Source organism: Gammaproteobacteria bacterium (assembly GCA_029881255.1).
In the GTDB taxonomy this organism is placed as follows: domain Bacteria; phylum Pseudomonadota; class Gammaproteobacteria; order S012-40; family S012-40; genus JAOUMY01.
In genome coordinates, this window is sequence record JAOUMY010000002.1 from 90,080 (window position 1) to 114,736 (window position 24,657).

Here is a 24,657-nt window from a genome sequence, read left to right on the forward strand (position 1 = left end):
TAATGCCGTTACAGTGTGTGATTAAATGGGAAATCGCTGGTTTTTATTATGCCAATGATCATAAACACTAACACGATGGCGCTGAACGCCAATAAGGCGTACAACCGCAACTCTGAGACGCTAAGCACCTCCATGCGTAGGCTTTCGTCTGGCTTGCGTATCAATAGCGCTAAAGACGATGCGGCAGGCCTCGCGATTTCCGAACGATTTACTACGCAGGTGCGCGGACTGACGGTAGCGACACGAAACGTGAATGATGGCATTTCCATGTTGCAAACTGCCGAAGGTGCAATGCAAGAAATCTCCAACATGTTGCAGCGTATGCGTGAACTATCAGTTCAGGCTGCTAACGCAACTAACTCCGTCGGTGATCGCCGCGCTCTACAGCTAGAAGTCTCGCAACTCGTTACTGAAGTTACACGCATTGCCGAAACGACGAATTTCAACGGGGTTAAAATCCTGAATGACTACGCTAAGGTTGGCCCGCAAGGGAAAGAATCCGAAGTCATTGATGCCTTGAAACGTGGCTGGCTTGAAGCCAGCGAAACAGCCTTGAACCGGTATTTCGGTCTAAGCCTCAAGAACGCCACCATGACGGTATCTCTATACAATGACCCTACGGATGCTGCATGGGGACGAGCAGGCGGCGCTCCAGGAAATCTGAGCTATATGCTCAATATGGCCTACCTAAACAATGTAGAAATCGATCTAAAAAATGGTGGTAATGGCCCGTTCTATATGGATCGACTTGCTGCACATGAGTTGGTGCATGCGGCAATGGCGAATGAAGGGATGATCATCGCGGGAGAAAACTGGTTTACCGAGGGAACTGCGGAATTGCTCCCTGGCGGTGATGAACGCGTTGAAAGCGAAGGTGGCATTAGCGCAGTAATGGCGGCCAATGATCTAACCGCCTGGCCCGCTGCCCCAGCAATCGGATCTAGCGGCCAATACGCCAAGGCCTACCTGGCCGTACGCTATATCCATTCCAAGGCGGGAGGATATGACCAGGACAATGTGAACATTTCCGGAATCGGTCGCGTATTCGACCTGATGCGACAGGGAAACACTCTGCTCGACTCCATAAATACGGCAACCGGTGAAAACTACGCCGCCATGGCCGACTTTCATGCCGACTTTAATGCAAACGGCGAAGCCTACCTGTTAGCCAATGGTTACGAGGAAGGCGACGGCGATACGGGAGCTGTCGGTGGTAGAAACGCAGAGAACGGTGATTACTACCGGGATACAAGCGCGGAACACGTGATCTACGACATGAATCACTATCAACAAAATCCCACCGAAGCAGACATCAAATGGGCGGTAGAAGAATCATCAAATTCGAGCGGCTATGCCCAGTACCTGCAATTCCAGGCCGGAGCGAATCCGTATCAGGTCATACAGGCAGGTTTCGTATCTGCAAGTGCAAAGTCTTTGGGTATTGACGATCTCGATCTTGTCGAATATTCAGGCGTCGCAATTGGCGACGTTGATACCGCTCTCGATTTTATCAACGCACAACGGGCGCGCCTGGGTGCACAGATGAGTCGACTCGAAAGTACAATACGTAATAACGAAAACAATATAGAAAACCTTTCCGCATCACGCTCTCGCATACGCGATGCGGACTACGCGGTTGAAATGGCCGATTTCACTCGCAGCCAGATTCTAAGCAATGCCTCAACCGCGATGACGGCACAGGCACAGCAAGTACCTTCTCTAGCCCTGAGTCTACTACAAGGCTTGTAATCGGTTCTTTTAGTCTCCAGTCAACTCTGAAATTCTACCCATATTCTTTCCGCAAATAGTCAATCAAAAAACACAAGCTATTTAGATCAACTACTTTATTACATAATTCAGGAACAAGGTGAATTGCCTTTCTGTCTTTTCTTCCTCTACGTAAAAATAAATGTCGTCATAGCTATCGATATAGCCGTAACGTTTAATAATAGTATTCTTCAGTCCTATGCCCAATCGTGAAAATTGATATTGCAATTTAAACTCGTGACGAGAAATGTCGTCATTGTAGTTATAATATCGCAGTTGAATTTCCTCGAATCGATTGTATTTGTCGATGGAGTCATAGCGATGAAGACTTCCGCGGTATGATAGGCTCCAATCACCTACTTCCAGAATCAGATCTGCGCGAGCTGTCCAGCCAAAAGCGTAATAGTAGCCGAGCGTCGAAGTGACAACGCGTATATCAAAGAGATCGATATAGTTGTCGAGTTGCTCCAATGCCAGGGCATCAATCATGGCGAAGTCGTAGTACGCCCCCAATTGGATTCGATAGTCGAATATGCCAAAACGATTTCGAACGAGACTAGATACGCCGAGCAGATTTACCGCGCCAAACCAATCCTGATTTGCATTGTAGAGCCTGGTTTCGAACTCGATACCGCTAGCCAATCCAACTAAGAGCTGATGACGCCGAGTACGGGTTGATCGTTCTACAACTCCTTTAAATGCAATGTCAGCAACCGTTGCGAAGTCGATACTTCCCGATGTGTTATCGATTCGTGCATTAAGACTCGCGTATGCTACATAATTGCTCGTTTCCCGTTGAGCAATTCGATCCCGCACACTCTCGAATCCAAGAGAAAGCGTTTGAAATATTTCATTGCCGTAGGCTCTCTGTGAATACCCCACTTGAATATCAAAGTTTCCATAAACCGGTGTTTGGTATCGTATATCCCTCGCACTTCCAATCGCAGCGAAAGGGTCGAATAAATAGGACGCCCAAGCCCAATCTTTTTGCCTACGTAAAAGCGGCGCAATCTGGAACATCGCCTCCCCCAAAGAGCTGCCGCCAAACCCGGTCAATATTTGGTCGCCTATGCTGAAAACTTCTCGATATTCGATACCATATTCCCAGACGATGGAACCCAGGTGGCTAAATATCAGGCCATGAAAAAAGTCGAGCTTATTGATTCTTGCCATCTGATGGTAGGACGCACCTGTATACGTGTGCCCCCAATTGAAGTAGCGGTAGTTGGTGTCGTAGGAAAAATCCGTCCAATCCGAGTACTCACCTTGTCCAGACTGATTGAGCTCATGATCCGGTTCGCTGAGATCCAGTCGAATATAGTACAGCCCCGTATACGCCCCAAGTAATCCACCCAAATGCAGACTTGCCTTACCGAGCCTGTCCTGGTACGTATCGGCCACACAAATACTGCCGCTCAATAAGGCGCAGACAAAGGCGATTTGACGTAATGCTTTCGTTTTCAAGAAATTTTGTAAATATATTTGAATTATTTGTTGCTACGGTCTCGTCGAGATCTTCTTATAGCATTTTGATTCTACGATGAACGCATCATAAACATTTCATATGACTAAAGAAAGCATCCCGAGAGAAACCCCAGCCAACCGGATATAAGCCAATGATAGCGTTTCTCCTGCTCGCTATTGTCGGCCAATAACGCACGAAACAATCGATAGTACTAGCGTTTTTCCTATGTAAATCATGGCCTTTTCTTCATTGCATACTTGGACTTAAACTAGAAGCGAAATTCATATCTAACACTATACCGCCTGCGGCCGATGTAGCTTTTATGAGATGTTGATATCAGGGGATCACCATGAAAATCGACGCCAGCAAAGTGATGACGACCTCATCACATCAGTCAGTTCGACGCCATGAATTTACCGAGATAGGCGAAAGAACAAAAACGCTCACTGTGCCAGTTACCAACGTGCGTACGGCACCGAAAAATCAACTGAATCTACTACCAATAAATCCAAGACCAGCAGGCAAAACCTTACCACCGAATCTGCGTTCTCGTCATACCAGAATTGTAGACACTCCAAACGTTCAAACAGATGAGAAACCAGAGCAAATTCGCTCCGCTTCTTTACATAGCCTAAAAACACTGGTCGAGGCCTTTTTCGGTAAACCAATCAAACTCATCAATATCGACGACTTTCAAGGTAGTACGACCGAAGCCATGAACGATGTCATTGAAAGCCAGCGAGGCCTGCCTGGCACTGGCGATCAGATCTCAGGAACGGCGCAACTAAATTCCCGTCGTATACGACAGGAGTCTTTGTTCGAAGAAGAATGCAGTCGCTACAATGTAGCAAGCAGCATTCAAACCTTAGATGGTCGTAAAATTGAAATCGATTTGAGCCTCACCATGAGTCGCGAATTCAAAATGATGCGGCTAACCGAAATCAGCGAAGAGGAAATACGCAAGATTGTTGACCCGTTGGTCATAAATCTGGACGTAAATAGTGTTTCATTGAGTCAGTCGACATTTAATTTTGATTTGGATGCCAACGGTAGCACGGAAAAGCTATCTAGCTTAAAGAAAGGCAGCGGTTTCCTTGTGCTCGATAGAAACGGCGACCGCGTAATCAATGACGGAAGCGAAATGTTTGGCGCGATTAGCGGTGACGGTTTTGCCGAGCTTCGTAAATTCGATGAAGATAGCAATGGCTTTATCGACGAGGGAGATTCCATATTCTCGGAGCTTGAAATCTGGCTAAAAGACGACAGTGGTAACGACACGCTCATTGGACTCGCACAGGCGAATATTGGCGCGATTTCCTTGCATGCATCGGAAACACCGTTTAGCCTCAACGATCAACAAGACAACGCCCAGCTGGGACAAATTCGCAATACCGCTTTCTATCTTACGGAAGACGGTGAGGCCGGTTTTATTCAGCAGGTAGACTTTCTGGTTTAGCTCTCCTGGTCGCAAAATTATTGCACAGGATGACAACCTTACCCGTTTGATGGCTGGCAAATTCACACCGACAGAAATCCTATGGCCTTTTGATGACTATAGCCGACTCGGTAGCGGCGGCAGTGGACAATCAAGACTACTTGCCACGACATGTAACACATCGTTACCCACGGCAGTCACTATATTATCGGCGGCGAGACAGGCGACTGCCGCCCTGAGGATCTTACGCTTGATCAGTGGTTTGGCATCGGCCAGTTGGTTAAGCGCCTTGTCCAGTTCTGCAATCAGCACTTTCTCGCGTGGAAGCATCGTAAGCGCACCTGCGCCTATTTCTGCTTTCGCAGCGTCGAAGGCTGCATGCGCCGCGGCCTGGTCACTGTGTTCCAGATATGACAGCGCCGACAGAAGAAACTCCAGTTCCTTCTTTACTGCGCCTAGATGATTATGCCTATGACTTCTTTTCTTCAAACCAAAGGCATCATCAACCTTTTCTTTCAAAAGACGAAAGGCTATCCATTCATCTATACTGAGTTTGTTATCCGACACGATGATTCGTTTGATATTTTCCTGAAAAACCAGGTATTGCTCCTTGGAGAGCGCACGTATTGCCGGAAAACACAACTCAAAAAGTGGCAGGCGCAGGTCTTTTGGCAGAATGTTAATCTCATCAAAAAGCACTTGAGTCTTCTCAAACACCTGAGTGTCAGCGTATCGTTTTAGTATCACCCACTGATCTTCTCTGGCATTAGGGTCCGCATGCAATAGTAAGGCATAAACTACTGCGCGTGCGCCATACGGATCATATGCCTCACGCTTCAGGCCATCGGGTAGCTTGGCAATAATATCTTGCGCAATGGCCAAATCAGCTTGCGTAGGGTGGCCGATGCGATCTATGGCCTGATACACTTCAGCCAGCGTCACCACCATCGCCAGTTTCTTTTGTTTATTCGCTTCGTTTCGACTACTTTGGAATTCCGGTGCTGAAATTTCGTTTTTCGGCTTTACAAACCGTCCATTCCAATTGGGTTGTATGCGTCGAATCCGATCTTTTAACGGTGGATGAGTAGAAAACAGGAAACCAGAAACACCTTTGGAAAAATAGGCATGGCTGTATTGACTCGCCGCCGGAGACATTAGTAGCGATCCCACGCTACCACCACCAATCTTTTTGAGCGCACCCGCAATACTCGACGGATTGCGCGTATATTGTACAGCAGCCGCATCAGCGAGATATTCCCGTTGTCTACTGATGACGGCTTTTATCCACTTACCAAAAAATACGCCGATATAACCTGCGACAAATAACAACAGGCCGAAGGCAAAAAATATCAACGCCGCATTTCTGCTGTCCTTGCTGCTGCGGAAGCCGCTCACATGACGACTCGCTCGCAACACGTAGTAGCCTATTTCACCCAGCAATACGATTCCGCCTATGATGCCCATCAGACGTATATTCATACGCATGTCGCCATTGAAGATATGACTGAATTCATGCGCGACGACGCCTTGCAACTCATCGCGGGTCAACATAGTGACTGCGCCACGAGTGACCCCTATCACGGCATCATTTGGAGACCAACCGGCGGCAAAGGCGTTTATACTGCTTTCCTCCAGCAGATAGACGCTAGGCACCGGTGTGCCAGAAGCGATCGCCATCTCAGCCACGACATTCAGTATGCGTTTGTGTACAACAGCATTGCTGTTTTGCGGTATTAGTCGGCCACCCAAAGCCTCTGCTATAGATCGACCTCCTCCGCGAAGTTCCATCGTTTTCACTAAACTACCAAGGGCGATAACACCGAGTGTAAAAAGTGATACGACGACTACAAACTGCAAATTGAAAGCAGCCTCAAGCTCAGCAAGCGTGGAAGGAAAAACGTCGGTATTGCTATAGGACAGCAATCCCAACGCAACGATATCAATGATAGCAACAAGCGAAATCACCGAAAGCAGGAAAAGAAAAATCAATACGCCGGTATTGCGTTTCGCGACAGCCTGGGCTTCAAAATAATTCATCGCTTATTACGCCATTGGCTAAAAAGATACCTTAGGCGCTTTTTGAAAGGCGGCGCTATCTTCAAATTGTAGCTGTTGTGCGTCTCGTGAGTGACCAAATGCACCGGCTAGCACGACTTGCGGGAAGGATTGCTTGTAGGTATTGTACTCCATGACTGAATCATTGAATGCCTGTCTTGCAAATGCCACGCGATTCTCCGTGCTGGTCAATTCCTCGGACAGCTGCATCATATTCTGATTGGCTTTCAGGTCGGGATAGGCCTCCATAACTACATTGAGTTTGCCCATTGCCCCAGCAAGGCCGGATTCCGCGGAGGAGAGCTTGCGTATGGCGTCAGGATTTGCAGGATCCTCATGAGCAGCCGTAAGTCCTTCACTCGCGGCATTACGTGCCGCAATAACCGCTTCCAGGGTTTCACGTTCATGTGACATATATCCCTTGGCAGTTTCAATCAGGTTCGGTATCAAATCATAGCGACGTTTTAGTTGTACTTCGATTTGCGCAAACGCATTGGTAATGCGATTTTTTAGTGCCACCAATTGATTGAATATAGCAATCACATAAAGTACCACTGCCCCAATGACAGCCAAGGTGATGATGGTCGACGTTTCCATTATTTTCCCTCTTTTATATTTACTTAATTCAACGATGGCCATAGCGGCGCTGAACATTCCTCAGGATGAGTCTCACACCAATGAGAATCATCTTCTTCCGGCATTTTCTTTTCGCGACTGTCTTCATAGATATAGACAAAAATGGCGAAGAGAATAAGCGACACGATAAGACTTTTTTGCATCGCCTGCATCACATCCTGTTTTTCTCTTTGAGCCTTCCGATAAAAATAGATGCCCGGGATAAGAAGACACGCGGCTATCCCAATCACAGAGACTAATAACATATTGAATTCGTGCACAGATACTCCTCAGACAAACTTTCGCTTGCGCAAATAGCCTAATCAGCCCAGCCTATGATAACAAAAGACGTGTGACAGGGTTGATACTATGACAAGTCTTTCCTGGCAATAACCACCATATAATACGACGTCCATCCGTATGGCCCCCTCCTTGAGTTATGGCCGGACGATACGCCTCTCGTCTATGTGTTTTACAGGATACTTTACCAACATTGAAAAAATTGTAGTAGACACCGCTGAGCGTCTGGCGGTTCATTTTCCGTTCGCGTGAATCAGGTGTTTGGGTATCCCCTGTTGAATGCCCGACCACCATAGCTACGTCAAGCTGCGTGCAATTACAAGCAGCCGCCCCATTGTTTCAATATTGGTTCGAACAGGCTATCCTCGGTAGAACTTGCTAAAACCGGTGATTTCAGAGAGAATCCGGCCAGGATTTACCCTTTTTGCGTTACTATTGGCGACTCTTTGGAGTTGGCCCTCGCAGGACAGAAGCATGAAAGCCGCCTATATCATCTCCACATTGTTGTTTCGTTTCAGTGCCATCGCCACAATTTTGGCGATCGTTTTGGGAATCGTATTTATTCCTATGGCAGTTGATCCTATGCCTGTATTGAAAGTGATTGGACCGGCGGCAATACTCGGCGGGGCATTGACGGTTACTTTTAAACTTGTTGCAAACAAAGCCAAACTGTCAATTCTCGAAAGTATGAAAAACACCTAGCAATTGCCTTTATCGTTTCGTTCTGTATGGGAATTACCCCCAATTCACTCGCCGTATGTGAACTGGTGCAATGAACTTCTTATCGCTATATAGCGATTTCCCCTCCTCCGGGTTTCTTCGAACCCAGCCGAAAAGTTTATGAGATGATTTTTTTCGGTATACCCCTGTTTCTTTATTTCTGTGGTCTATACTTTAAATCGCCTTTTCCAAACATTACCCAAAGGGGGTATCCTATGTTTTGTAAGTCAGCTCTACTCACACTTTGCCTTACCATAGCATTTATCTCTCCTACCTTCGCCGGAGAAACGGAATCAATCAAAACGATGGCCAACATCATGTTGCATCTCAATCACTATCCAAGTGACGCCGAAAAGCAACAGTTATCCAGTATCGCCAATTCCTCAACTGACGAGGGAGTGAAAACTGTCGCCGCGGCGATACTCAACCTGGAACACGCTGCATCGGCTGCCGACAAGCAGCGCCTGCAAATTGTAATCGATGACGACAAGACAAATCAGAACATTCGCACCTTGGCAAGTATTGTGCGGAATCTGAATCACAAACCAAGCAGTGAGGACAAACAACAGCTATCGAGTATGATGAGCTTTGCGGGAAACTAACCAACGATACATTAGTACTTGCGAATGGCCCCGACAGTCCAGTCGGGGCCTAATCAATAGTGATTATGCGTCCTGCTAAACCCTAGAACAATTGCTTTACTATTTTTTTACAAAGTCCTAAGTACAAACAATTTAAACTTACGTCCCTACTTTTAACGCCTCAACATTTGAATTCTCCGTCTCACCTTCATTAGCATCGTAATCCAGCTGAAAGAAATGTATCGATTTTCATGACGAATAAATTCATATTTCAGTAGTTACTCATCGGAGTGTTCTTATTCTGCGGTAAAGTGACGAATAGATACCATGCTTGACAATATGAATTTGCCGTTGATACCGCCTAATGTTGGCTTCCCTCTACTCACAAAGCGGGATATGGCAGTACTTCCCACCGGGCTTTTGCCGAGATCTACTGCTTCGATCGATTATAGTTGCGAGCGACTTTTCCCATGTGGGCACAATTCTGTTTATAATGCCCATTTTTCTACACTTTTTTAAACGCGGTCAAACACGTCAATTAGTATTTGAATATATCATGTTAGTAAACATTGATATCCGATCGCTAATACAAGGACTATTATGAAGCTGACGGGGAAACGGTGACCAAGAAAACAACAGCTCGCCTAGGCAAGTTCATCACTCCGGTAATAAATAGTGAGTACGAACGTATTTCTTTATACGAAAAGCTTGACGACAAACAGTCAAGTAAAGCGATCTGGCTAAGTGGCGCTGCCGGGACAGGCAAAACCTCTGTCGTCAGCAGTTATATACGAAAGCGGAAAAAACCATATCTCTGGTTTCAGATGGACAAATCCGACCAAAGCCTCGCCTCCTTTGTTCGCAGTCTTTCAGCGTGTATCGAAAACAGCTTTTTTTCCAATGGGAAAACACTTCCGAAATTTACTGCCGAATATCATCGCGGCGTAGAAGCTTTTGGGCGCCAGTACGCTAGAGAATTATGCAAGGGACTTTCAAAGCCTGTGCACATCATCTTTGATGACTTCCACATTGTAGGTGAATCGTTTCCGCTAATTGAATTCATAAACGCCTTACTGGAAGAAATCTCTTCTTCAGTCAGACTCATCATAGTGAGCCGACAACCACCGCCGCAAAAAATTGCAGCCAAATCCGTTTATAGCGACCTGGCGCATATTTCAGGTCAGGAGCTGTATTTGAGCCAAGCTGAAGTCAGCGATTTTATTTGCAAGGCGATACCAAACCAGGACATCAGTGAAGAAGTGCTCGACACGATGATGAGTCTGAGCAAAGGCTGGATCGCAGCACTTGTACTCCTGGTGCGGCAACTGCACAGCGGCCATAGCCTTTGCGCCATAGAAAGCCTTCTCGACCAGGAGTTGCTTGCTTTTTTTTCACAACAGGTAATTACAGATCTCACTGAGACTGAGAAATCAACCTTGATGAAACTCTCGTTTCTACCGGGATTCACCCTGGGGAATGCAACTCAGATTTGTGGTGACTCAACGCCAGCAGCGATTATAAATCGACTTATCGGCAATAATTACTTTATTCAAATTAAAGAAGGGAAAATTCGACACCATGTTTTTCATCCGCTCTTTAAAAACTATCTGCGTGACGAGGCGGAAGTATATTTCAACGTTGAAGAAAAGAACGAAATCCGGCGACGAGCCGCCAATATACTGGTAAACGCAGGACAACTAGACGAAGCCATAGGCTACTTTTGCGAACTCAATGCGTGGAACGAGATCGCTAAAATCATCCAGCGCGTTGGCGAGCAATTCATTGCTAATGGACAACACCAACAGCTCGTCGATTGGTGCGACAAAATACCCGCGGACATTTTGTCTGAACTTGCCTGGCCCATGTACTGGTATGGTATTGCCTTGCAGACAAGCAAGCCTCTCCTAGGAAAATCTTATCTAACGAAGGCCTATAGCGTTTTTAAAGAAAAAGGCGATACGGACGGTATGTATCATACCTGGCCGGCCATAATCGAAAACATCACCAGCGTCTGGGATGATTTTCACCCATTAAACTATTGGCTAGACGAATTGGCGGAACTTGAACAAAAAAAGAAGAAGATACCTGGTTTGGAATTAAAGGCAAAAATATTTGGATTCAAAGTTATGGCCCTGGGCTATGCAAGACCTCATGATGAGATACTTCATCAGGCGATCAAAAAGCTTGAACTGCTCTTTCGGCTTATCCCTATCCCCAAATTTCGCGCCTTGCTTGGAGCTCAGCTAATGTGGATCTACTCCTGGCAAGGTGAGAACAATAAAATGGCTGCAATGTCGCATACCTTGCAAGCATGTTTGAACATGGATAGCGTCCCCACTCTTCATAAAATTGTACTAAGTGCATTGATGGCGCAGGTGGATTGGGCGCAAATGAGCCTCGAAACAAAACATATCGATAGATGTAAAACCTTGTCCGATGAGCATGGCGTGCATGTGCTCGACTTTCTTGTCAATTGCCAGGAAGTCTACACCTTTGCAGCCTATAACGAAATCGTGAAAGCCAGGGATGCCTTACGCTCCCTGGAACAGAAAATAAACTATGAACACAAGGGAGAGCTTGGACACTTTCAATATCTGTCTGCATGGTTAAGTTTTCTGGAAGGTGACAATGCGCTGGCTAGCGAGCTTCTGGCTTCGGCAGATGAACTAAACGGGCATTTAGGCTCTCCCTTTGGAAGCGCGCTGGTAAAAACAATAAGAGCACAGATTTACGCCGAACAAGGCCAACATGCGTTGGCAGTTTCTACTATTAACGCCACAGAATCATTGGCTCAGGCTATGCGTAGTCGTGGTTTGCTTTACATGTGTTACCTCACTCGCGCCTGGATTGCTAAAAACGAAGGTGATATGGGGCAATGTCTACTCTATATCGAGAAAAGCTTTTCTCTCGGCAGCGCTATCAATGCCTTTTGTTTCCCACTGTTCAGACGTGATGTCGTGTACGACTTGGTAACCATTGCAATTCAAAACAATATACAAGCCACCTACACCCGGGTACTGATAAAAAGACATCGATTCACGCCATCGGTGGAGACGTCGCATCTATCAGGCTGGCCCTGGCGAATCAAAATACACACCTTGGGCAGGTTTGAGCTCATCGTCAATGACGAGCCCTATTCACCGGGAAGAAAGTCTCAAAAGAGAGTCATGGACTTGTTAAAGAGTTTACTCATTGCCGATGGAAGGCCTCGAACAATAGAGAGTATTTCTCAGTTTCTATGGCCGGACCTGGATGGCGATGCTGCACGTAAGGCTTGCCTAACAGCGCTGTATCGCTTGCGGCAAATTATGGGGGTCGATTCCATTATACAGACCGAAGGGCTAATACACATCAATCGAGATATTGTGTGGGTAGATACCCGTACACTGGAAAAACAGTGTAACAACATTGTACGCACTCAAGAAATATCTCTTCTGCAACTGGATGAAGACACAAAACAACTATTTGAGATATATCAGGGAGACTTTCTCAACGGCGACGAAACTGACGCCAAAATCATTAGTCGACGAGAACATTTGAAAGACACCTATATACGCGCTCTGTTGACCCTGGCGGAAAGATTTTATCAGATTGGACAGTTCGAAAAGGCCTTGTCTATTTATCAACATGGTAGTCGGTCAGGCATTTTTGACGAGCGATTTTACACTGGAAAAATGCGCTGTCTGTACAAACTCGGAAGACCGTCAGAGGCAATTTATACCTACCGCAAATGTAGGGAGATATTTTCACAAACGCTGGGCGTCTCCCCTTCAGACGACATGGAAGCCTTACGACAACGCATACAAAATTCGTCCCGAATTAAAGAAGGTTAACGAATATCCTGGTCTGCCAGGCTTTGGCTTCCCAACTTCACTTGGACACTATCATCGTCAACAGCTGTTTACCATTGTCCTCCGAGAGCTCTACGCTACCAGTGTGTGGCCAAGCCACAACCTGATCCATTTTGGATATTAAACTATCCATTTCACTTTCAGATGTTGCCTGAACTTGAATCTTGCATAAATTCTGTCGACATTCCACGCCTAATAGATCTGCCCCCTGCGCCTGCAATTCGACAAAGCCGCTTACGATTACACTCTCCGCATTATTCCCCCAGTCAGAGCGTCCTGCCTCACCCTCGAAGTCTTTTATGTGGGTTGATACGAAAGTGTCTCTCTCGTACTCTTGAGCATCTTCCGACATATCTGCGCGCTTATCCTGGGCATTGCGCTCTGTTCGTGCTGATTTTTTTCCACTACCTTCGCCGCTGAGTGACACACTCATCAACGCTTTGAATAACTCCGCATTCTCCTGCTCCAGAGACTTCTGAGAGGCAGATATATCATGGAATTCTTTTTCCAATTGACTGAGTCTTTCGGAAATCTCGTGACGCTGTGTCATCTGATGCTGTTGTTCACTCCTAACCAATATCGACTCATTGGTGCCGTTTTTTACAGAAGGCGTACTATTAGAAAAAATCGTCAGGTTTGCTCCCAGGCTCAAGGCAACAGCGCTAGCGATAACCAAAATTGGTCTCTCTATCATTGTAAGTTTTCCTTTGCATATTGGCTGATCTGGATAGACGTCTGTGACGTCTATCCAGATATCCGTGAACCGTTAGTATTCTTCCAAAACGTAATAGTTTCTAATCAAAGAACTGGAGTTGTTATATCGACCTGGTATGTTACATCTAAAAAAATAGTCACCCGTCAATTCTCCATTAATGTAGCCCAAGGTCAGTGTCGTGTTACCTGTTCCTGCGGTAGTCGCATAGGCCTGGCTTACATACGCACCATCCTGGTTACGAGACCAAAGCCAGCAGGCAATATTTCCTGTTGCGTGCATATTTCTCACATTGACAACCGCTTTAACGCGATTTCCTGTTGCGTGGACATCACGAACAATAGGGCAGATAACAGTGACCGAGCTTGTCTGCCGATTTTCAATATTTCCGTTCGTCGCTTTTAGCACTTCGCTAAAATTGCTTGTTGCATCACAAGCTATGCCAGCGTAAGACTTTCTTTCAACGGTGGCGAAGGTATTCACCGAAGCAGCCGATGTCAGAATAAGCAATAAGCTTGTAAAGATTTTTTTTCGATTCATAATTTTCTCCATAGTCGGGGTTTTGCGGTATGTTTGACGATACTTTTTAGGCGACAACGCATTGAAAGCAACCACTTTCAACAACTTAGCCACACGTCCCGATAATGGCAGTTCCGGTATACGGATTGATCACCGATTCGCATATTTCACGGCGATTCCGCTTTGATGACTTATGACTACTTGCCGTAGTAGTCTGATAAAGACTTTGAGTGCGTCATTTTGGAGGAGAACTTCCAGGGGACTCTTTCTTCACTGACACCAAATAAAAAGGGCCGCCCACTTGGGCGGCCCAATCTAGCAATTCCCTCAGAATCACATTTCTTGAGAATATTGTTCTTTTCTTCTGAAAAGTACCGGAGCAAACAGAAGCAATGCCAGCCAGTTAAACGCACCGAAGAAGGAGGACTTTTCCTTCGTAGCAGTAGTTGTTTCTGTTCCGCTGTCTGTGGTGGTATCTCCACTGCCAGTATCATCCGTGGTCGCAGGGTCTTCACTCGCGACAGGAAGATCATCGTCAGTCATTTCCACATTTACCGCGCGCAACATAAATCCCGCATACGCGCTGTCCGTGGATGAAACCGAATGACCGATGGTGCCAGTCAACACGGTATCGACGACTGTATTGTCTGTCACGGTAATGGTGACAGTCTGCGCGGTGTTCCAGTTTGCCGGTGTAAATGTCACTGTTGACGACGAGACATTCAATCTTGAAGACGGCGTCAGTGTGACAGTGACGTCTGCCAGAGGCTCACTCATCAACACCAGTGTATAGGTATCACCCACGCCACCTTCATCGACGAAGGTCGCGTCGTCAGACTCTGTCAAACCTATGCCCAGAATATCGTTGTCAACCAGGCCTACACTGACCGCGTCCACTGCGATCGCATTGTAGTCGCCATCCGTAGAGCTCACTGTATGGCCAATAGTTGCATTATTGGTCACGTCCACGACGCTGTTTTCAAGAGGTGTTACAACCACGCTTTGCGGCGTACTCCAGTTTGCCGTCGTAAAGGTCAATGTGCTTGTAGCTACTGACACACGGGAAGATGGAGACAAGGTCACAATAACATCGGCCGTCGGCTGGGTTGCGAGCTCAATCGTATAACTCAACGATGCACCACCCTCATCGGTAGCAAAACCCGCCGGAATGTTCAGCAGCACTGCCGGTGTATCGTTGTCGTTTACGATTACCGCAACACTGGCGGCAGAGGCAGCGGCATAGGCCGTGTCAGCACTGCTGATCGCATGACTAATGGTGTCGCTGTGAACCATTTCAATCGCGCTGTCATCTACCGCATCTACCGTTACCGTTTGCGCAGTGTTCCAGTTCGTTGAGGTAAACGTCAGACTTGCTGGCGACACAGTGACCTGACCTGTGCTCGTGATGTTGATGACGACATCTGCCGATGGCTGACTGGTCAGCACTACCGTATAGTTATCACCAGAAGCGCCTTCCGTAGCAACCGTATTACTGCCGGAGACCACTACACTCACACCAACCGTATCGTTGTCGCCAATGTTTGCGGTAACGCTGGCAACACCCAGGCCGGAATAGTTTGTGTCGGTACTGGAAGCCACATGTGTGATGGTGTCGGTGTGCGCACCTTCTGCCACGCCATCATCGACAGCAGTAACTGTCAACCCCTGGGCTACGTTCCAGTTGGCCGCAGTAAAAGTCAGACTCGTTGGACTAAGTGTCACTTCACCACCGCTTGAAGGTGTGACGACGACGTTAGCCGATGGCTCTGAAGTCAGCACGACAGAGTAGCTGTCCGTGGCGCCACCCTCTGCCACCGAGGTGCTGGCAGCTGTTTCGGTCACAGTAATACCAGCGCTGTCGTTGTCATTCACCGTCGCTGACACATCGGCAAGCGCGAATCCGTTGTAGAAACTGTCGGTACTCACTACTGTGTGTGTAATTGTGGCCACCGCAGTCGCCTCAACACGCGCATCGTCGTTGGCAGAAACTGTGATGGTCTGTGGCGTACTCCAGTTTGCAGAGGTAAAGGTCACGCTTGCCGGACTGACTCCCAGTTCAGTGCCCCCCGCCAGCGTGATGCTAACGTCCGCCGTCGGCTCAGTCGCCAGTACCAGCGTATAGGTATCAGTAGCACCGCCTTCGCTAACAGTCGTACTGCCACCGCTCTGGCTGACGGTGATGGAAGCCGTATCATTATCGGTAACATTGACGGCTGTTGCACCCAACACATAGCCATTGTAACTACTATCGATACTGCTGATAGCATAGGTCACGGTGTCCATATTAGGCGCTTCATCGATATTGTCATCAACCGCTGACACGGTAACAGTTTGCGCTGTTGACCAGTTAGCGGATGTAAACGTCAATGTTGATGGCGACAAACTGATCTGGCTGCCAACACTCATGCTTACGGAGACATTCGCCGTGGGTTGTGAGCCAAGGACAATACTCAGCGTATCTGTTGCACCACCTTCCACGACCAGCGTCGAGCCGCCGGACTCTGTCCTGCTTACTGAAGCAACATCATTGTCAGTGACGTTTACATCGAGTGATCCAACAGCAGCGGTATTGTAGGCCGCGTCAGTAGAAGCTGCACTGTGGCTGATCGTGCTCACATAAACAGACTCTGCAATGCTGTCATCAACAGCCGTGACCGTAATCGTCTGTGGTGTGTACCAGTTTGCGGCGGTAAATGTCAGCGATGCAGGCGCTACCGACACTTCCGAATCGAATGAAGGCGTAATCGTCACATCGGCGGCGGGCGGTGCTTTCAGCACAAGGGTATAGGTGTCTGTCGCGCCGCCTTCCGTAACATCGGTTGTACCCGTCTGGGCCAACTCAAAACCGGTTAATGCGTAAAGAGTGCCGTTGTTGGAGAATGCGGTAGACGCCATTGGACCGGCAACAATTGACCAGATCTGATCTGCCGTCAGGCTACCATCGGAAATAGAAACATTCACACCGCCATCGGTACTGGTATAGATATCATCACCCTGGGTGAAAAACGCCGTGCCATTATATGAATGTACATCGTATACGTCCCCCGTATAGGTGTTGCTCGAAACCGCTGTCCAGGTGACACCATCACTACTGGTACGCCAGTCATCGCGGGTAACAATATTGAAATTTGTTCCATCCCAGCGCAAGGCATAAAGATTACGCGAGCTATAGGCGGTCTGCGTCGTCCATGTCACACCCGAATCGCTACTGGTAATTATCGTGCCAGTATTTCCGGAAGCTACGATGTCGGTTCCGTTCGAGGCGATAGCGTGAAGCGTTTGGGTTGTGCCCGATGTCTGCGATGCCCATGTCACAGCGTCACTACTGGTGATGACCACACCGAGATCGCCAACGGCGATATACTTTGTACCGTCGTGCGTTACGCCTCGCAAGGCCTGTGCAACACCACTGCTCTGACTGGTCCAGGTGACACCGTCACTACTGGTAGTGATAACGCCGGAGGATCCAACTGCGATCCACAATCCGTTGAGGAATTCGACGCGCTTAAGATCACTGCTAACACCGCTGGTTCGATTGGTCCATGTCGTCAGGTCAGGACTGGTGGCGATACGCCCGGCCTTGCCAACGGCGACGTAGAGTCCAGCGTTGTATTCATGATCGTATAGCGGACTGTTTGAGTTAGCGCGCACCGTCCACGTCACGCCGTCGGTCGAACTTTCCATCACGCCCATATCGCTGCCCACTACGATGGTAGTCCCACTACTCGCAACATAACCTCGGTTGTTTAGAATGGAGCTCGACGATGTCTGGGAAGTCCATGTTGTGGCATCGGTGCTGGTGAGAATCAACGGCCCAGTAGTCCCGTCACCGGTGACGACTAGTCTGCTACCGTCTTCCACGACATCGACAAGATTTGCTGTCACGCCTGAGGTCTTTGTTGCCCACAGTGCCAACTGCGTGGGGGCTGCGGTGAGAATCTTTCCACCATTGCCGACAATGACAAACAAGCTATTTGTCGCATCGTATATAACTTTGTTCAGACTGGTCGTGACGCCTGATGTGCGTGAGGTCCATGTTGTCAGATCGGTTGATGTGAGGATTTGCCCGGCCGAACCAACTGCTACGTATGTTGTGCCGTCGAAGGCGATAGACATCAGCCAGGTCACTCCCGTATTCGAAGCAGTCCAGGTAACGGCGTCCGTCGATAACAGTATGTTGCTGGAATCCTGCAAGGTCGCTATGAACTGCGTGCCATCATAATAAAGATCTGTCGGTTTATTCGGCATCAGATATGTACTGCTCCAGCTTGCGCCGTCGGTACTGGTGTACACAGCGCTATAACCGGCCATGACAAACTTCGAGCCATCTGACGCGAACTGAGGCAAGGTGAGGGGACTGATATTTCTCAGCGAGGCGTCGTTCCATGTCGAGCCGTCACTGCTATACACGATGTGTCCGGCGGCACCGCCGGCGACAAACACCCCGAGTGTGGCGTCGTAGGCGACGCTAGTGATAGCCTCTCTGGGTAACTCCACAGGTCTGCGTTCCCAGTTTGCGGCGCTTACAAACTCACTACTGAGCAGCGCACCGCAAAGCACAGCAAGCGCTGTAAATCTTTTCCTTGTGTTCATTGAATTCCACCTCACATCGATAATTAATGGCTGAATTTGCCTTCCTCAGCATTAATGTCGCTGCACAGGTATTATCCCGTAGCCCCATACGGGGGGTTACCCCCCCGTATGTGGGGTATTAGAGGCGTATTTCAAAAGGAAAGTCTGTACAGGTAAAACTTGCAATTGTGAACTAACGGAATTAATCGAGCGATTTGTGGAAACAGGTATTATTCCAACCGGATTCAAGTCGTGTGTAGGTGATACTGGAAACGAGACGTCGTATCAGGGTCAGCCCCAGCCCGCCTTCAGCGGAACCGGAGACCGACATTTCTTTTTCTGCAGTCGTGGTCGAACTGATGTCAAATGCTACTCCACTGTCTTGAATACAGATATGTACATCTCGTGGATCAAATGAAATCGAGATTTTAACCTCCCCGAATTCACCCGTATAACCATGCGTAATGATATTGGTCAACCACTCATCAACGACGAGTACCAGACTGGCAGTCAGTTCCTCATCGAGACCATGCGCCAGCAGCGTATCATTGACGTACTGGCGCATATCATGAAGATCGTCCAGACCTATCTGTCTTTCCAGGCTGGTAGATAACATTTTCTGTCTTATGCCTAGAATGAATCCAGTGCTTCATCCAGATTTGTGTATACCTGAAAGAACTGATCAAAGCCCAAGGTCTTTAAAATTCGCGCCACGGCGTCCGAAGGATTGAGTAACTTAACTGCGCCACCCTCGCCTTTGACGGCATTTGAAATGCTGTGAAATGCGCGTAGACCGGCACTTCCCATATAGCTCACACCTGACAGGTCTACCAGGAAATTACTGGCGCCATCTGCAACCAGTTCATTTGCCCGGCTCTCAAGCTCTTTATAGTTGCTGCCATCGAGCTCGCCCTTTAGATGTAAAACAGTAACGTGTTCGCTGCCCTTTTGCTCAAGAACCGTAATATGTAAAGCAGAACTCATAATCACTCCCAAACGTATATGTGAATTGTCTTATCCATTTTGCCGACGACCGACCGCAAGTATGGTGATGTCGTCATATTGATTCGAACTGCCGACAAATCCATTGAGAGCAGAGATAAGCTCAGACACCATGACTTTCGAGTCTGTGCCTGATTGGTGGACTATATCAAAAACCCTGTCCTCCCCAAATAGTTCGCTCTGGTTATTGCGAGCCTCGGTCAGGCCGTCACTAAAGCCTATCAACATGTCCCCCTTGGCAAGCGTCCCTTTTGCCGTAGCATATTTGGCTTGTTCAAAAAGGCCTACCACCGGACCGGTTGTTTCCAGACGCTCGCAAGCACCATTTGTTCTACGAACAATTGGCGCCTCATGTCCTGCATTGATATACGTAAACTCACCCTTTTGGGGATCAATCAAAGCGAAGAACATCGACGCGAACATGCTATCCCGCCCATGCGTCGTTGCCACATAATGATTCACCAGCTGAACGCTGTACACCAGAATCTCTTCATCACTGGGTTTATTGCTTGCATCGGGGCCGACGACGTCGAATGAAAGAGCACTGGATCGCAACAGACTTCTAAAAAGTGTCATGAAAAGCGCTGCACCCACTCCCTTGTCACAAACATCGCCAACGACAACGCCAAACTTGTCGACGGATGTGATCTTGAAATAGTCATAGAAATCACCAGCAACTTCTCGTGCCGCCTGGAAATGGGCTTCAATCTCCCAGCCATCGACGTTCAGCTTTTCCGCAGGTAAAAATCCCCGCTGTATGCGTCGACCGATATCCAGCTCATGCTGGAGGAGCTTCACCTTGACCGCCCGACTGACCGCTTCGCTGACAAACTGTGCTTCGTGATTACACAGCCCCTGTATGATTGAGCGCGCGGCATCAGGCTGATCCTTGATGGCGGCATACAGGGAGTCCTGATGAACGCTGTAGAGTACGCTATCCTTATTGGCCGTAATAGACGCCGTCCGCTGTTGTGGAGAAAGCGCCGCAATCTCACCGAACATTGCCCCTTTATCCAGGCGCGCGATATCGACGTTGCCGTCATGGACTCTGACCTCACCTTCGACCAGGAAAAACATGGTGTCTCCCTGTTCACCTTTCTCCACGATTCGGCTACCGGCAGGGACGTTTCTGGTCTCAACCGCCTCGGCCAGACGCGTGAGCAGCGTGTCTGAGGCATATTGCAGGAAGTGTGTGCGTCGAAGATTGGCGATTTTGTCGTCTATTCTGCTGAGCTGCGGTTCTTCTATTATCTGGTCCATCTTGACTCCATCGTTCCGGGATGACATTTGGGACCATACTCTAGAGCAGTGTCTTTATCGCAGGCTTATGTCGAGCGAGCTATCTTATCATAAGGAATACCGGCCATCCCCCGACAAAAACTGTCCATAAACAGACTGTATGGTCTGTTGAGCTAGTCGAGGGTGACAAACCGAATTTCGCCTCCACACTAAAGCTCAGTTTTAACGATTGCTTGAGTGCAAAAATTTCAATTAAGAAAATCTAATTGCCCTCCCCCCCACTCAGGGGTGCGCTCAGAAATCTGTTTGCCGACATGTAGTCATTGAGAAGTCAGCAACTATTTTATCCGAACATATAGGGAACCTTTCCAATGATTAGATCTTTGAGTTTCGTAGCGATGCTATTGTCCGCGGCCACAGTGAGTGCCGCACCTCCACTTCCTGACGTCAAGGAAGCGCTGAAAATTATCAAATCCAAAAACTACCACATCTTTTCCGCCAAGCAGTTCAAGGTAAAGCCCGAACAATTAAAGGTGGAACTGGTGAAGCCACAGGGTGCCCAAAATGGCGTTCAGCTGGAACATTCCAAAGTTGGCAAATTGTTGACCGGCTGGCCCAAAGACCAGGCCATTATCACCTACAAATTCATCAGCCCGAAAGACAAAACAGGTCAATGGTTTGAGCAACCAATTGGCGTGCGATATATGCGCACATCCTGCCCGACAGTTGTCGAGTGCCAGTTGCTGGACGAGTGGTATGTCGCCGAGGTTTTCCAGTACTCGGTCAATATCCGTGGCGCAACGAGCATGGGCAACGACAGCCAGGCTGCGTATATGAGGGAGGCGCTGGAGGCCTATCGCAACGCAAAAAGCCAACCCTGGGCGGATTTAAAAAATGTGATTCGCTTCTATCCAGAGACGCTGGAATATGACGCCAAGTCGCTTAACATGAGCATGAAAGAACGTCGCTTTACGGTGGCTATGGAAGCGGATCTTGCTCGCTTCGAATCCGATGATTTTGTGTTCAAGACGATTGAAAAAACCACTATCGAAATGACTATCAATGTAGAGAAAGACAACAGTGGAAGCGAAAAGGCCACATTCAATATGGTCAAGTTCTATCCCAAGGAAAAAGGGCGTCCTGCTGGCGATGAAATGTATGAAACTTTTGAAACTGCGGGATATGAAAAACTGGCCAACGGGACTGTCAAGCGCGACTTTCCAGTCGCATCCTCCAAGGCTTTCGGTCAATTCGCAAACAACGTATTTTCCGACCTAAAGTCATTCTATGAGGGTGGCGATGGCGCGCATGACAAACTATCTGCCTACTTTGATCCAGCCGCGCTTAGTCGACTAAGCGACGCGAAAAACAAGGCTCACGACCTCAAGGTAGAACTGGAGGTCAACGGTGATATCCAGACCAAATTCAGTAAGTACAGCGCTCTCAAAGGAAATGATAGCGACATATTCTTCGTCTTCGGTCTCCTGCACAAAACTCGTGACAAGAAAAAGATGGTGGAACTGGGTTACTGGAAAACATCCGACCCTGTTATACAGATCGGAAAAACGGGAAGCTATCAGGAAAGACTTGGTCTGCACGCCCTTTTAAAAGACGGCAAGTGGGTAGTGAGCAAAATCAGCACTAGCACTGCACCACCTTACCTGCGCTAGTTTTCAAGGGGGTATCATGGAACTGTCAAAAAATGAAACCCTGGTTGGCAAGTGGGGGGTGAATTTTGTCCCCCCGCAGGCCAGCGGTATCTGGATCGTCAAACTGTTCATTACCGACAAACGCATTTTAATGAAAGTCGAACATGATCTGTCTATCGGTGCGGCTGTGGGCACCTATGTACTCACTGGCATGGATTCCGGCGAAAACGGTAGCATTTATGAATTAGACGTAGCCGATATCCTTTCTGTTGAGCAAACCGAAAACTTTTTCATGAAGGGCTTTAATCTGTTAATGCGCAGCGGTGAAGTATATACATTCAAGCGTGGCTTGCTCGGCGTAAACAGGATCATTAAGGCAATCGAAAGCGTAAGTCGTCGTGGAGGTCAAATAGACCGTGAATAGAGGCGGAATTTATGTCGTCTTAATGACGGCATTTTTCTTTATTCTTCAAATGAGTTTTGAGATTTACTTCATTGGTAATGAAGAGTTTGAACGTACCAACAACTCCGAGTACAAGGTGGGAATCCAACAACTATTTGTCGGGCTTCTGATATTCATTTTTTCTTCCAGATGGATGTGGAAAACGTGGGACACCGACGATGGGAGCGGCATATTTGCATTCATCGTGATCCCGATGTTTCTTTATACTCCACTGGTTTCGATTCCCGGCATTACCCGCATGTGGCGTAGCTACGACGCTGACCCACTCTATTATAAAGTCTGGATCTCCTGGGGTCTGGTGATATTGCTTCTAGCCATTTTGTTTTCCCTGGAGTGGTTTGCCCTCAGGGTAAAGAATGTATTGAACGGGAACGCATTCAGGGATACGCCTCTGCGATCGTCGCATACGAGCCTGCATCAGATATTGGAAAGGAAGAAGAACAAGAACGACCAGGGACAAAAGCAACTTGAAAAGTTGGGAGAAGAAGTAGACGGAGAGCTCCCAGACGATTTTAATCTCTATGACGGGAAACAAAGCCAACCTTCCGGCCACTTTGATATCGCCCTTTATCATTGTCAAAAGTGCGGATGCGATCTCATACTTCGCTGTCACTCATGCAATAACAATTTTGGATTTTATACCGACGGTCACGGCCTATTCTACTGTTCCCACTGTAAAAACGAACTGAAGTATGCCTGTAACAACTTCGACAGGAACCATACTCTGTCTCTGAAAAAACTTCTTGTTATCCCATCATCGTCGTATCTCAAGAGACTCCATGACTATCTTGTCGAAGTGCGCGAGGAAATTGAGAGTCATGGCGACCAGGGATACAAATCGGCATTGCTGAATCAGGGTGAGCTCTATAAAAGCCTGTCATGGATACTGATGGTAATGCATTATCCGTCCGACAATCTCAAATATTTCTACAGCATGGGAAGTTTCTGGCAAGAGTTGCTCAAAGATACAAAGCAGACGCTACGAGTAATGTTCTATCTCGGTGCACCAGTTGTACTGTATCTGTACGTACTTTATATGCTCACGTTTCCTGAAATATAGAAAATCCTATAGGAGTCTAACGCTATGAAAAAAATCTCACCCTCCCACGAACAGATTAGAGAAGCCAATATTGAACCTAACCAGCAGGCCATGGGAAAAATGCATCCATGGTTTGTCTACGGATGTATAGTTGTCGTCGTGTTTTTCGCCGCCTATTCTTTTTACCGATATAACGTACTCGGTGAGGATATCGGGCTGGCCATGACAAGAGGGTTCAGAGAGGCGTTTTTACTTTTTACCCTGAACGCACTGTTTCTCGCGTCGACGATGGTCTTTGCGCTGATACTATTTGCCTTTTTCATCTACACTTCAATCGGGTTTTACTCAGAAGTTGAGACCGATATAGTGATGATTCTGACACTGACCGCAGTGCAGTTCGCTGCGGTATTTGGATGGAAGTATCTCATGCTCTGGTACTTTGATTTCCAGCAATGGACGATCTTCTTCGTCAAAACCACCATCGCGCTGGCGTTCTTGCTGTTTAGCTATGACATTATTATGAACGAGCTTTCATCGTCTCCGATGTACTAGGGAATTTCTTGTTTTGAATTAGATGTCCAGAAAAACAGTCATATCAGAATCAATATTCGATGACGTAAGCCAAAACAATTTTTCGCACACTAAAGAGGCCGTCCCTTCAAAGGGACGGCCG

19 protein-coding genes are annotated in these 24,657 nt (G+C 47.7%); 9 read left to right on the forward strand and 10 right to left on the reverse strand.

The genetic code is table 11. The features are described from left to right. Window positions 1–48: 48 nt before the first annotated feature. Entirely contained in the window at window positions 49–1,749 is a 1,701-nt protein-coding gene (locus tag OEZ43_05665) for a flagellinolysin (GenBank protein ID MDH5545059.1), read from the forward strand. Window positions 1,750–1,839: 90 nt separating this feature from the next. On the opposite strand, the gene OEZ43_05670 is transcribed toward OEZ43_05665, so the two are convergent. Then, window positions 1,840–3,168, reverse strand: a complete 1,329-nt coding sequence (locus tag OEZ43_05670) for a DUF3943 domain-containing protein (GenBank protein MDH5545060.1) — start codon at window positions 3,166–3,168, stop codon at window positions 1,840–1,842. Between the two features lie 413 nt (window positions 3,169–3,581). Between OEZ43_05670 and OEZ43_05675 the strand changes: the two genes are divergently transcribed. Further along, window positions 3,582–4,688, forward strand: coding sequence for a hypothetical protein (locus OEZ43_05675; protein MDH5545061.1), 1,107 nt, complete (start codon window positions 3,582–3,584; stop codon window positions 4,686–4,688). Window positions 4,689–4,784: 96 nt separating this feature from the next. On the opposite strand, the gene OEZ43_05680 is transcribed toward OEZ43_05675, so the two are convergent. From OEZ43_05680 to OEZ43_05690, 3 genes are read right to left on the reverse strand one after another with little or no spacing between them, the layout of a single operon-like run. After that, the gene (locus OEZ43_05680; protein ID MDH5545062.1) at window positions 4,785–6,704 is read right to left on the reverse strand and encodes a M48 family metallopeptidase; all 1,920 of its coding nucleotides are present in this window, start codon (window positions 6,702–6,704) and stop codon (window positions 4,785–4,787) included. Between the two features lie 18 nt (window positions 6,705–6,722). Continuing rightward, window positions 6,723–7,319: a LemA family protein gene (locus tag OEZ43_05685; protein ID MDH5545063.1), complete on the reverse strand. Its 597-nt coding sequence runs from the start codon at window positions 7,317–7,319 to the stop codon at window positions 6,723–6,725. A gap of 23 nt (window positions 7,320–7,342) precedes the next feature. Next, complete coding sequence (locus tag OEZ43_05690) at window positions 7,343–7,618, reverse strand: hypothetical protein (protein ID MDH5545064.1); 276 nt, start codon at window positions 7,616–7,618, stop codon at window positions 7,343–7,345. Between the two features lie 493 nt (window positions 7,619–8,111). On the opposite strand from OEZ43_05690, the gene OEZ43_05695 reads away from it, so the two are divergent. The 3 genes from OEZ43_05695 (at window position 8,112) to OEZ43_05705 (ending at window position 12,771) form a co-directional block, all read left to right on the forward strand. Continuing rightward, window positions 8,112–8,339 carry a hypothetical protein gene (locus OEZ43_05695; GenBank protein ID MDH5545065.1) on the forward strand — a complete coding sequence of 76 codons (228 nt, stop codon included), beginning with the start codon at window positions 8,112–8,114 and terminating at the stop codon, window positions 8,337–8,339. A 233-nt stretch (window positions 8,340–8,572) separates the two neighbouring features. Beyond that, entirely contained in the window at window positions 8,573–8,959 is a 387-nt protein-coding gene (locus OEZ43_05700) for a hypothetical protein (protein ID MDH5545066.1), read from the forward strand. Window positions 8,960–9,558: 599 nt separating this feature from the next. Continuing rightward, the gene (locus OEZ43_05705; protein ID MDH5545067.1) at window positions 9,559–12,771 is read left to right on the forward strand and encodes a hypothetical protein; all 3,213 of its coding nucleotides are present in this window, start codon (window positions 9,559–9,561) and stop codon (window positions 12,769–12,771) included. A gap of 37 nt (window positions 12,772–12,808) precedes the next feature. On the opposite strand, the gene OEZ43_05710 is transcribed toward OEZ43_05705, so the two are convergent. The 6 genes from OEZ43_05710 to OEZ43_05735 form a co-directional block, all read right to left on the reverse strand. Continuing rightward, a complete protein-coding gene (locus OEZ43_05710; GenBank protein MDH5545068.1) occupies window positions 12,809–13,483 on the reverse strand; it encodes a hypothetical protein in 675 nt (224 codons plus the stop codon). A gap of 72 nt (window positions 13,484–13,555) precedes the next feature. Then, window positions 13,556–14,041: a hypothetical protein gene (locus OEZ43_05715; protein MDH5545069.1), complete on the reverse strand. Its 486-nt coding sequence runs from the start codon at window positions 14,039–14,041 to the stop codon at window positions 13,556–13,558. A gap of 312 nt (window positions 14,042–14,353) precedes the next feature. Beyond that, window positions 14,354–18,613 (reverse strand): hypothetical protein, encoded by a 4,260-nt coding sequence (locus OEZ43_05720; protein ID MDH5545070.1) that lies wholly within the window; start codon window positions 18,611–18,613, stop codon window positions 14,354–14,356. Window positions 18,614–18,794: 181 nt separating this feature from the next. Further along, window positions 18,795–19,208, reverse strand: a complete 414-nt coding sequence (locus tag OEZ43_05725; GenBank protein ID MDH5545071.1) for an ATP-binding protein — start codon at window positions 19,206–19,208, stop codon at window positions 18,795–18,797. A 14-nt stretch (window positions 19,209–19,222) separates the two neighbouring features. After that, a complete protein-coding gene (locus tag OEZ43_05730; protein ID MDH5545072.1) occupies window positions 19,223–19,576 on the reverse strand; it encodes an STAS domain-containing protein in 354 nt (117 codons plus the stop codon). 30 nt (window positions 19,577–19,606) lie between these two features. After that, window positions 19,607–20,854, reverse strand: coding sequence for a SpoIIE family protein phosphatase (locus OEZ43_05735; GenBank protein ID MDH5545073.1), 1,248 nt, complete (start codon window positions 20,852–20,854; stop codon window positions 19,607–19,609). Between the two features lie 350 nt (window positions 20,855–21,204). Between OEZ43_05735 and OEZ43_05740 the strand changes: the two genes are divergently transcribed. Genes OEZ43_05740 through OEZ43_05755 form a run of 4 tightly spaced genes read left to right on the forward strand, consistent with a single transcriptional unit; the run spans window position 21,205 to window position 24,536 of the window. After that, the gene (locus OEZ43_05740) at window positions 21,205–22,503 is read left to right on the forward strand and encodes a hypothetical protein (GenBank protein MDH5545074.1); all 1,299 of its coding nucleotides are present in this window, start codon (window positions 21,205–21,207) and stop codon (window positions 22,501–22,503) included. Window positions 22,504–22,519: 16 nt separating this feature from the next. Next, on the forward strand, window positions 22,520–22,906 hold the full coding sequence (locus OEZ43_05745) for a hypothetical protein (protein ID MDH5545075.1): 387 nt from the start codon (window positions 22,520–22,522) through the stop codon (window positions 22,904–22,906). Beyond that, window positions 22,899–24,005, forward strand: coding sequence for a hypothetical protein (locus OEZ43_05750; GenBank protein ID MDH5545076.1), 1,107 nt, complete (start codon window positions 22,899–22,901; stop codon window positions 24,003–24,005). The genes OEZ43_05745 and OEZ43_05750 overlap by 8 nt, the downstream gene beginning before the upstream one ends. 24 nt (window positions 24,006–24,029) lie before the next feature. After that, window positions 24,030–24,536, forward strand: coding sequence for a hypothetical protein (locus tag OEZ43_05755; protein MDH5545077.1), 507 nt, complete (start codon window positions 24,030–24,032; stop codon window positions 24,534–24,536). Window positions 24,537–24,657: the final 121 nt, after the last annotated feature.